The sequence below is a fragment of the Pseudomonas sp. PA15(2017) genome, assembly GCF_001945395.1.
Lineage (GTDB): Bacteria > Pseudomonadota > Gammaproteobacteria > Pseudomonadales > Pseudomonadaceae > Aquipseudomonas.
Genome location: NZ_MSXV01000058.1, coordinates 462,484 through 472,544, shown reverse-complemented (window position 1 = coordinate 472,544; position 10,061 = coordinate 462,484). Strand labels below are relative to the sequence as shown.

The 10,061-nt window shown below is 55.0% G+C and carries 5 protein-coding genes and 1 pseudogene; 1 reads left to right on the top strand and 5 read right to left on the bottom strand.

The window, feature by feature from the left end:
- Positions 1-897: 897 nt before the first annotated feature.
- The 3 genes from BVH03_RS23885 to BVH03_RS23875 all read right to left on the bottom strand — a co-directional run bounded on the left by BVH03_RS23885 (position 898) and on the right by BVH03_RS23875 (position 5,321).
- Complete coding sequence (locus BVH03_RS23885; RefSeq protein WP_075963495.1) at positions 898-2,280, bottom strand: aspartate aminotransferase family protein; 1,383 nt, start codon at positions 2,278-2,280, stop codon at positions 898-900.
- Positions 2,281-2,333: 53 nt separating this feature from the next.
- Positions 2,334-3,695, bottom strand: coding sequence for an APC family permease (locus tag BVH03_RS23880; RefSeq protein WP_075963571.1), 1,362 nt, complete (start codon positions 3,693-3,695; stop codon positions 2,334-2,336).
- Positions 3,696-3,827: 132 nt separating this feature from the next.
- Entirely contained in the window at positions 3,828-5,321 is a 1,494-nt protein-coding gene (locus tag BVH03_RS23875) for an aldehyde dehydrogenase (protein ID WP_075963494.1), read from the bottom strand.
- A 1,201-nt stretch (positions 5,322-6,522) separates the two neighbouring features.
- Between BVH03_RS23875 and BVH03_RS23870 the strand changes: the two genes are divergently transcribed.
- A complete protein-coding gene (locus BVH03_RS23870) occupies positions 6,523-7,845 on the top strand; it encodes an OprD family porin (RefSeq protein ID WP_075963493.1) in 1,323 nt (440 codons plus the stop codon).
- Positions 7,846-8,563: 718 nt separating this feature from the next.
- On the opposite strand, the pseudogene BVH03_RS25775 reads toward BVH03_RS23870, so the two are convergent.
- Positions 8,564-9,546 (bottom strand): annotated as a pseudogene (locus BVH03_RS25775) (IS5 family transposase).
- 117 nt (positions 9,547-9,663) lie between these two features.
- Positions 9,664-9,993, bottom strand: a complete 330-nt coding sequence (locus BVH03_RS23855; RefSeq protein ID WP_075963492.1) for a DUF2790 domain-containing protein — start codon at positions 9,991-9,993, stop codon at positions 9,664-9,666.
- Between the last annotated feature and the right edge of the window lie 68 nt (positions 9,994-10,061).

The window sequence follows — 10,061 nt, the reverse complement described above, 5'->3', positions numbered from 1 at the left end:
TAGCGGCGCCAGCACCCACACCCAGCATGGCGCCACCCACTGCGCCAGCAGCGGTCGTCGTGCTGGCCAGGCCAGCCCCGGAAACAAGCTCGATTTCAACCAGATTGAGTTCTTGCATAAGAAAGTTTTCCTTAGCTACATAATAGAGTGTATCAGGCTGGAGGTTAGCTACGACTTCCATGGAGCTATTTAATTGCCTGCCTGGCACTTTGATATTATCTCGTTGGATGGCAGATGTAAACGTTAAGGTTGATCGATTTTGCGCCGTCGTATGGGAGCTATCGAGCTTGAGCCGAGTGGATTTTTGAACTCATAGTTTAAAATGAGACAGCTAAGCCCTTTCTAAAATGAGTGTTATCGAATTTACCCCGGCCGTTAGGATTTACGGTCGCAAGGGGAATGGCCGATCGCTGTTAGTTGCAGACCCGCGCAAGCCTTTATCGATGAAGGTTTTAGATGGATGTACATTCTCGGCATGTCTACAGAGATTTTCAGAGCGTGTAGCTTTACATGCAGCGCAAAGCAAAGCTTGCACCTTACACAGATCCACTTATTGCAAGTTTGAAGATCGATCTAGAACCCAAGTACGCGATTTATAGACCTAGGGTGGGCTCCTGTAAAACTGAATATGTAACCTTATCATTCGCCATGGGTTGTCCGATGTCTTCCAGTCTCACACCGAGACAGTGTCGTGAGGGTTCCAACCCTCTCGATCAGTTTCAAACTAAGACCACATAATATGTGTAGATTTTCGATAGCTTCGGGCCCTTTGCACCATGGGATAGGTGTCATGATGTTGGCTGACGAGCTCTGAAGGCCCTCAGAAAACAAGCTTAATGGGGGCCCGCGTATACGTGCCGGCTCCCGATACACCTCTTTCGTTGCAGCGAGTCGTATTTAAAGAAGTTTCAGTTCACGGCCCGTACGGTCGACCGCACGACTGGTCTTCTCAACCATTTCATCCAGCTCTGCATGAGTGGCGACTAGCGCTGGTGCCATGATCATACGACCGAGAGTAGAGCGGATGATCACGCCCTCATCGAAACCAACCGTTCGGCAGTGCCAGGCAATGTCGTTCTCGTTGGAGAAACGTTTGCGCGAGGCTTTTTCTTCAGCGAACTGAAGCGCAGCGACCAAGCCGCTACCCTGGACATCACCGATCAGCGGGTGGTCGGCGAAGGTGTCACGCAGCAACTTTTGCAGGTACGGGCCAGTGTCGGCTTTCACCGTCTCGACGATCTTTTCGTCGCGCAGTGCTGTGAGGTTTGCGATGGCTACGGCAGCCGCAACGGGGTGTCCCGCGTAGGTCAGGCCATGGGCGAACACCCCACCCTCTTGCACCAGTGCATTGGCGATGCGGCTCGACAGTACCAGGCCACCCATGGGGATATAGCCGGAAGTCAGACCTTTGGCGATGGTCAGGGTGTCCGGCTGGAAACCGAAGTGTTGATGGGCGAACCATTCGCCGGTGCGACCGAAGCCACCTATCACTTCGTCCGCGCACAGCAGTACGTCGTACTGGCGGCAGATTCGCTGTACTTCGGCCCAGTAGCTGGCTGGTGGAAAGATCATGCCGCCTGCACCTTGGAAGGGCTCCGCGACGAAAGCAGCGACATTCTCTGCACCCAGCTCGAGGATTTTTGTCTCCAACTCGCGAGCAGCCTTGATGCCGAATGCCTCTTCGCTCAGCTCACCACCTTCGACGAAGTAGTATGGCTCGCCGATATGGGCAAAGTCTGGAAGCATACCTCCCATATCATGCATGAAGCCCATGCCGCCCAGTGCGGTGCTGCCCAGCGTAGAGCCGTGATAGCCGTTCCAGCGACCGATCATGATCTTCTTCTGAGGTTTGCCGACCACCTGCCAATAACGACGCACACTACGGATCAACACCTCATTAGCCTCGGACCCGGAGTTGGTGTAGATGGCGTGGCTATAGTGTTTCGGTAGCAAGCTGAACAGCAGCTCGGATAATTCCACCACCCGCGGGTGTGTGGTTTGAAAAAAGAGGTTGTAGTACGGAAGCTCTTCCAATTGGCGCGCGGCTGCAGCATTAAGGTCGGCACGGCCGTAGCCCAACGCGGTGCACCACAGGCCGGACATACCATCGAGGTAGCGTTTACCTTCAGTGTCCCACAGGTTCAAACCTCGGCCTTTGGCGATCACCAATGCGCCCTTTTCATTAAGTACTTTCTGATCGAGAAAGGCATGGATGTGGTGGGCGGCATCCAAGGCCTGATAAGCAATGGTGGAGCGTGCAGGATTGTTGGAGAGAGTCATGGCAACAGCCTCGCATTTAGCATGGATGAACGGGGTTAACCCCTGAGCAGACTTCATTGACGATTGAGAACGGTGCTCAGCGGTTCGGGTTTGAATAGCGGCTTGCGCATCACAAATTTGATCCAAATCGCCGCGATCACGGACACCAGAACCAGCACTACACCGGCGCTGGTAAATATTGCTTTGGTCATTTCCGGCGACGGTGAAGCGTAGTAAATCGAGATCAGCATGCCCGCTATACCCAGCAACTGCGGCAGCGGGTAGAACGGCGTGCGGAAGGGGCGCCTCATACCGGGATAACGGCGGCGCAAGGCAATCACGTCCAGGTGGCACACGATGTAGGCCAGCAGCCAGGCAATCGCGGCGGCGATCAGCAGCATGCCGACGACACCCGGGTCATCGCCCATGAACAGGATCGGTAGCCCGGTAATCGCGGCCACGAACAACACCGCGACCCAGGGCGTGTTGAAACCGCGGCTTAGCAGTTTGAATTGAGGGAAGGCTTGCCCATTGTTGGCCATGCCGTAGAGCATGCGCGGAATAGCCGCTAGGGATGTATTGAGTGTGCTGCAGGTAGCCGTGATGGCTGCGATAACCAATACGTGCTTGCCGGCTTCGCCGAACAGTGCTGTGGCATATAGGTAGTGGGGCAGTGAAGCGCTGGCCAGTTGCTCCTGCGGGACGTAGTACAGAGAGCCGATGGCATATAACGCGATGGTCACGAAGATGATCGTGATGCCCAGGATCATCGCCCAAGGGATATTGCGCTCAGGGCGACGTGACTCTTCGACCAGCGGGCAGACGAATTCGGCTCCAACGAAGCCCCAGATGGCCATAGCCACTAGGGCCAGAACACCAACGCCCATTGGGTTCCATTCCGTTGGCAAGCCACCGCTTAGCGCCGGTTCGCTACCGCTGCCGCTGATAGCGGAAAGCCCCAAGGCGAGCAACATGATCAACATCACCGAAGCGAGTGCTGTCTGCAAACGGGCGAAGATGTCGATGCCAAGTAGATTGAGCAGCGTGAACAACACCAGAACACCGATCGCCACGCTCATATTGGGAAACAACCCCGGATAGACATGGGTGATGATCTGGTCGAGTAGCAGAAGCTCGGCGGACAGGGCGAACATAGCCACGACAACGTAGCCGGAAAATGTCGAGACGATCGCCGCGAAATGCCCTAGAGCTACTTCCGTATAGCTGCTTAGGCTGCCGGCGCGGGGAATCATTAACGATAGTTCCGAGAACGAGAGCGCATAGGTAAGCGCTAGCAGGAAAGCCAGCGACAGCGGGATTAGAAACGCGGGCCCGGCAATCCCCGCACCTTGCAGCATGAGAACCATCACGCCCTGGGAGATGACGAGGCCGACTGAAACGGACAGCAGCGCGGTGAGTCCGAGTGCTTTTTTCATTTTGCCGGTAGACGTTGGCGCGTCCGTGAGGGTGGATCCGGGTGAGAGATCAGCGTCAGTCATTTCAAGCTCTCCTGCGATTTTGTTGTTGTGCTTGGAGAAAAACAGCGCACGCAGCCAACCCGCTTACCTTCAGGAGCGCAGCTGGAACCAGGTCGTTTTCAATTGGGTGTACTTATCGAAGGCGTGCAGAGATAGGTCACGACCGAAACCAGATTGCTTGCCGCCTCCAAACGGAGTGGTGACATCCAGCGCGTCGACGGTGTTGACGGATACGGTTCCGGCCTTCAGTCGACGAGCAACACGATGAGCGCGATGCAAATCGTCACTCCACAGCGAGGCCGCCAGCCCGTAGACGCTGTTGTTGGCCAGTTGCACGGCCTCGTCCTCGCTGTCGAAGGGCATGACCGCCAGCACCGGACCGAAAACCTCTTCGTGGGCCAGACGGCTACTCGGCGCTACGCCGGTGAACAGGGTAGGGGTGATGAAATTGCTAGAACCGTTGAAGGTTAGTTGCCTGCCGCCACAGGCCAGGCGCGCGCCCTCGGCTTCGGCGCCACGGATAAAGCCCATGATCCGCGTGGTCTGGCGGGCCTCAACAATCGCGCCCGCACCGCTGGCTGGGTCGAGCGGATCGCCCGGCATCCAGGTATGCGCTTTATCGACAAGGCGTTCGACGAACTCATCGTGTATCGAACGTTGCACCAGCAGACGCGAGTTGGCCGAGCAAACCTCGCCCTGATTGAAGAAAATCCCGAAGGCAGCTTTTTCGGCGGCTAGGTCGAGATCCTGACAGTCGGCGAACACAAGATTGGCACTCTTGCCGCCGCATTCCAGCCACACCTGCTTGAGGTTGGATTGCGCCGAGTAACCCATAAAGTACTTGCCCACTTCAGTCGAGCCGGTAAAGGTCAGGCAGTCGACGTCCATGTGCAGGCCAAGGGCCTTGCCGGCATGCTCTCCTAAACCCGGCACCACGTTCAGCACGCCTTCCGGTAGGCCGGCTTCAAGGGCTAGTTCGGCCAGGCGCAGGGCGGAGAACGGCGACTGTTCGGCCGGTTTGAGTACCACCGAGTTGCCAGCAGCCAGGGCTGGTGCCAGTTTCCAGGCCGCCATGTCCAGCGGGAAATTCCACGGCACCACCGCAGCGACCACGCCCAGCGCCTCTCTGGTGATGGTGGCCAGTACGTTCGCTGAAGACGGGGCGACTTCGTCGTAGAGCTTGTCTAGGCTTTCGGCGTACCAGCGGAATACCCTCGCGGCGCCAGGCACGTCGATGTTCCAGGCATCCATTACCGGTTTGCCCATATTCAGCGAATCGAGCAGCGCCAATTCGTCACGATGCGCCAGGATCAGCTCGGCTAGACGCAGCAGTACCTGCTTGCGCTCGACTGGCGAGCGCAGCGACCACACACCATCCTCGAAGGTCTGCCGAGCACTACGCACGGCTTGCTCGACATCGGCCTCGCCGCACGCTGCGACTTTAGCCAGCTCCTGGCCGGTCGCCGGATTGATCGCCGCGAAGGTTTCGCCGGATTGCGCCGACACAAGGCGTCCGTGAATGAGCGCATGTTTGATGAAGCCCTGATTGCGGGCGCGGCGCTGCCAGTCGCTTAGTTCGTTCATCGCTGTCCCCTTCTGCCGTTTTGGCTTTAGCGGACTGATGGTGGCGCAACCTCGTAGATAGGAAAAATATTAAAAATATGGGCGAGACATAAAAAAAAGATATTCACGTGCCATAATTTCGCGCCCACCGGCTAGTATGGGGGCTTCGGCCAATACGCCGCAGGTCTGCGTACTGATGTCGCGCCCATGGCTTTTGCCGGGATAGTGCCACGAGCATACTGGCGCGCCGCCTGCCTAGCAGCTCCTCAAGTTCGCGCTTGGCGCGCTGATGCAATATTGAAGCTGTCGATAACCGCCATACGCGGCGCGTCGCAGACCAGCGGGGCCGTCATCCGATCCGACATTGGCGCACCTTCACGTCTCTTGCGGGCTTCACGCAATTAGGCATCCAGCGCCTGGCCGTTATGCATTCGCGTGCTGGGTTGCGTCCATGCCAGTCGTAGTAGCCGCTCAGTGACACCGACAACGCGCGATAAATCATGCTCACCCCGAATTGACCTTCATGCGCTTTCATCATGGCATACGTTACTTCGGTTGCTTCGCGAAGTACGCCGCCGTTTTTTCAAGAAGGCGACCTCTTTTCCACTCGCGCCAACTTACACTTGAGCCGAGCCTGTTCCGACCTCGTCAGCTGCTGCTCCTCAACATCCTGGCCGCTCTCGCCAATGCCTGATGCTTTAACTTGGCAGTGAAGCGCTGCCTCGTCGCCCTATTTCCTGCCTGTTTCTTGGTCATCTTGCTCACTCCGGATTGCAATAGCAGGTCGCTCATCCGGGTGTCCGTGATGCACGGACAAGATCAGTCGGGATTAGTAGACCGCTGCAGGCATCTTGAGCATGAGTGGAAGTTTGCCCAAAGCAAGGCACGCCATTCAGGGTGCGCAAATCAAGTAGTGCGAGCCTGATGGCCGGGAAATAACAACAGAATCGCGTAGCTATTGCTGTTTTGTTATGCCGCAGAAGATCACTATTGCACTTGAATGGCTTGCTTTATCGGTAAATTGCCGATTTTCGGCGCTTGGGTATGCAATGCGTACCTGTGCGAATGATTAACACGCTGCAGCGTAAGATTTCAATATTGTAATTATTTAGTCATCTTGCTGTTAGCCGCTGAAGGTAAGGATAACGTGCGGAAAAAGTATTCGCTCAAAAATATAAAACCGCCACTTCTATAAGAGTCTGCCCGCCCACCTGGAGCTAACATGAAGAGAAAAACTGTACTGTCCCTTTCCATCTTTTCGACCCTCTTTGGCGTTGCCTTGGCTGCGCAGGCCGATGAGCAGCAGGAAGGATTTATCGAAGGCAGCAGCCTGAACATTCTCAACAGAAATTTTTATTTCAACCGTGATCATCGCAATGGTGCAGTGGCTCCAGGCGGCGCTGGTTATTCGGAGGTATGGGCGCACGGGATTATCGCCAAGTTCGAATCAGGTTTTACTCAAGGCACCGTGGGTGTTGGTGTGGACGCATTCGCCATGCTGGGGATCAAGCTTGATACCGGCGGTGGGCGTAATGGCGCGCGCAGCTCCGTTGATTTGCTTCCGGTTAAAAGTAATGGTGAAGCACGTGATGATTACTCCAAGGTCGGCGGTGCGCTTAAAGCGCGAGCATTCGATACGGTCATCAGGGTTGGTGACGTTTTTCCAACCACGCCTGTGGTGCACTTCGGTGACTCGCGCCTGATGCCGGAGTCATTCCGTGGTGTCACGCTGGTTAACAGCAGCTTTGAAGGCCTGACGCTGCAAGGTGGCCGTCTCCACTCCATGAGTCAGCCGGTATCCAGCAACATGCGAGATGACTTCGTCACATTCTACGCGGGTAGTGTTGATTCGCCCTGGGTAGGCTACTTTGGTGGCGATTATACCCTGAATGAAAGCGTCAGCTTTAGCGCCTACAGTGGCCGTCTCAAGGATGTATGGGACCAGTATTATCTGGGAACTTCTCTGCGCTACCCGTTGAGCGAGACTCTGGCGTTGATCGGTGGCGTCAACTACTACAAGGCAGTTGACCAAGGCTCTCGGCAGCTGGGTGAGTTCAATAACAATATCTGGAGTGGCAAGATCGGAATCCAGTTCGGTGCTCATGCCGTCGCGCTTACGCATCAACGTAACAATGGCAGCGATGTTTTCGATTACTTGCGCCAGTCCGATTCGATCTACCTGGATAACTCAATTCAATATTCTGACTTCAACTCGCCGAAGGAGAAGTCGTGGATGGTTCGCTATGATCTGAACATGCAGTCTTATGGCATTCCTGGGTTGTCTTTCATGACGCGGTACGGCCGTGGCAGTGACGCCGACTACTCCAATGCCAACAGCGTTTATATGATCCGTGACGCAGCGGGCAACCCGCTGACGAATCAGAAGCGATGGGAGCGCGATATAGAGGCCAAATACGTGGTGCAGAGTGGATCGATGAAGGATTTGTCATTCCGTATTCGCCAGGCGACTACCCGGGCGACTCAGTTTGAGTCGGATTTGGATGAGGTTCGTCTAATCGTTGAATATCCGCTGAGCGTGCTATAAGTGCCTGGAAGGGTTCGCCAAGCGCAAACCCTTCTTACCGAATTGTAATGTTTCGCTCATCATCGTGTTATGCGAACTGGCGTACTCTAGCTCTGCAGATTATTGATTCTCCGCTGTGATGCTCAAGTTTTCTTGTGCATGTCCTTATTCACCTTTGAAGCATTATTGCTCCTTTGGAAGAGGTGAATCCTAGCGCCCTTCATGGGCGCTTTTTTTGAATTTTATTTGTGCGAAAAAGCCATTCGCGGAGGTCGCCTGCCGTCCTGTTTTTGTCTCCTGGTTTGGGCGGCAGTTTTTCATTGCTTGCCAGGCTGACGTGTAATTCCATAAAAAAAGCCGCCCATCACAGGGCGTGCGAAAACGTTCTTTCGGTAGGCAAAAACCAACGCCCCGACAGGTTCGGGGTGTTGGCGTTTTTGGCACTTGGAAAACGAAGTGCGATTTATCCCATCAATGCGATCAGTCGACGTGCACCGAGACGCTACGAGCGCACTTTGACCGCTAGGGCCATTGGTGCGTATGCCGTGCAATTGGCGGAGCAGGAATCGATCATTGCCTTCAGGTTGCCTAAGGATGGTCAGAAATAGGCTGCTATTTCTGACCGACTCCAGTCGCTATCGATTTTGAAAGAGGCCACCTGATCAATAAACGCTCAGATCACCTGCTCATTTCTTCGCTTCTGATCTCCGCCAGCAGCCTGCGGAGGTCATTTCTCATCTCACGCGCACACCTCTGTTGCGCTCGCCAACAAATATCGGCTCGCCATCCACAGATTCGATAGCGCGAACAACGTCACCATTTGTACCGTGTTCTTCGCCAAGCCACGAAACCGCACCTCGTGTAACCAAACTGGCGTTTGATCACCCACAACGGGTGCTCGACCTTCGAGCGTGTTTGTGCTTTGGCTTTCTCAATGCTTCGCTATGCCTTGTACAGGCCGCTTTTCTTACCGTACTTCTCGTACGTGCTGCCTCGAGCCGCGATTTGCCAGATCACTTCGCGCCCCATATGCTCGACACGCTCTTCGACACCGGTGTAACCCGCATCGGCAGCCACACCATACCTTCTTCGCCATGCAGCAATTTGTCCGCCTGCGTGACGTCAGCGACATTGACAGACGTGACGTGTACGTGGTGCACCAGGCCTGACTCGACATCGACGCCGATGTGCGCCTTGGCGCCAAAGTAGTACGGGTTACCCTTCTTGGTCTGGTGCATTTTTGGATCACGCTTGCCTTCCTTGTTCTTGGTCGGACTCGGCGCATGGATCAATATGGCATCGACAATCGTGCCCTGAAGCAACGACAGTCCACGGTCGCCCAGATAGTTGTTGATCACGCCAAGGATGCCAACAGCCAACTCATGCTTCTCCAGTAGGCTACGCAAGTTGAGGATCGTGATTTCGTCGGGAATACGCTCAAGGCTCAAACCGGCGAATTGTCGTAGGAAGTTTGTCTCGTACAGCGCTTGCTCTACCGCCGGATCGCTGTAGCCGAACCCGTTTTGAATCAGATGTAACGCGCCGCATCGCCATCAGCGGATAGGCCGGGTGGCCACCTTCACCCTCTGGGTAGTGGGGCTCGATCAAGGCGATCAATCGTTTCCACGGAACCACCTGATCCATCTCGATCAGGAACAGTTCCTTACGGGTCTGCTTGCGCTTGCCGGCGTACTCGGGGTCGGCGAAGGTCATCTGTTTCATCGGAAAATTCGACGGCTGGAATCCAGATATCTCGCCAAAATCGGGAAGTCTTCTTCAGGATTTCCTTAGGTTCTGTACGCAGCCTGATCAGTGCGGCTGTTTTTGAAAGCAAGTGGCTTATCGCTGATTGACGCATTCGCCTTGCAGCGTGTAACGAACGGCATTAAGGTTACCGGCCGAGTCCTCGTAGCTCATGATTTTCTTGAAGTTGCCACAGGTTTTGATATCTCGGCTGGTGTGAATCAGCTTGGCAACGTCAATTTTCATACCGTACTTGTAGTCGACAATTTGCGGTGCCGGCTTGCCAACTTTCTCGGCATACTGGCGGGTTCTTTCAACGTTTTCCTGTTGATGTTTTTCGGTCAATTTTTCTACGGAAGAGGTGGCTTGTGCCAAGGAAGCGCTGCTGAGTAAAGCAATGGATAACAGGACGATTTTGATTTTCATGGTGCAACTCCGGTTGAAGTGATGAGCCTATTTTAAGGGCGCCATGCTGTCGCGGCAGTTGCGATCAG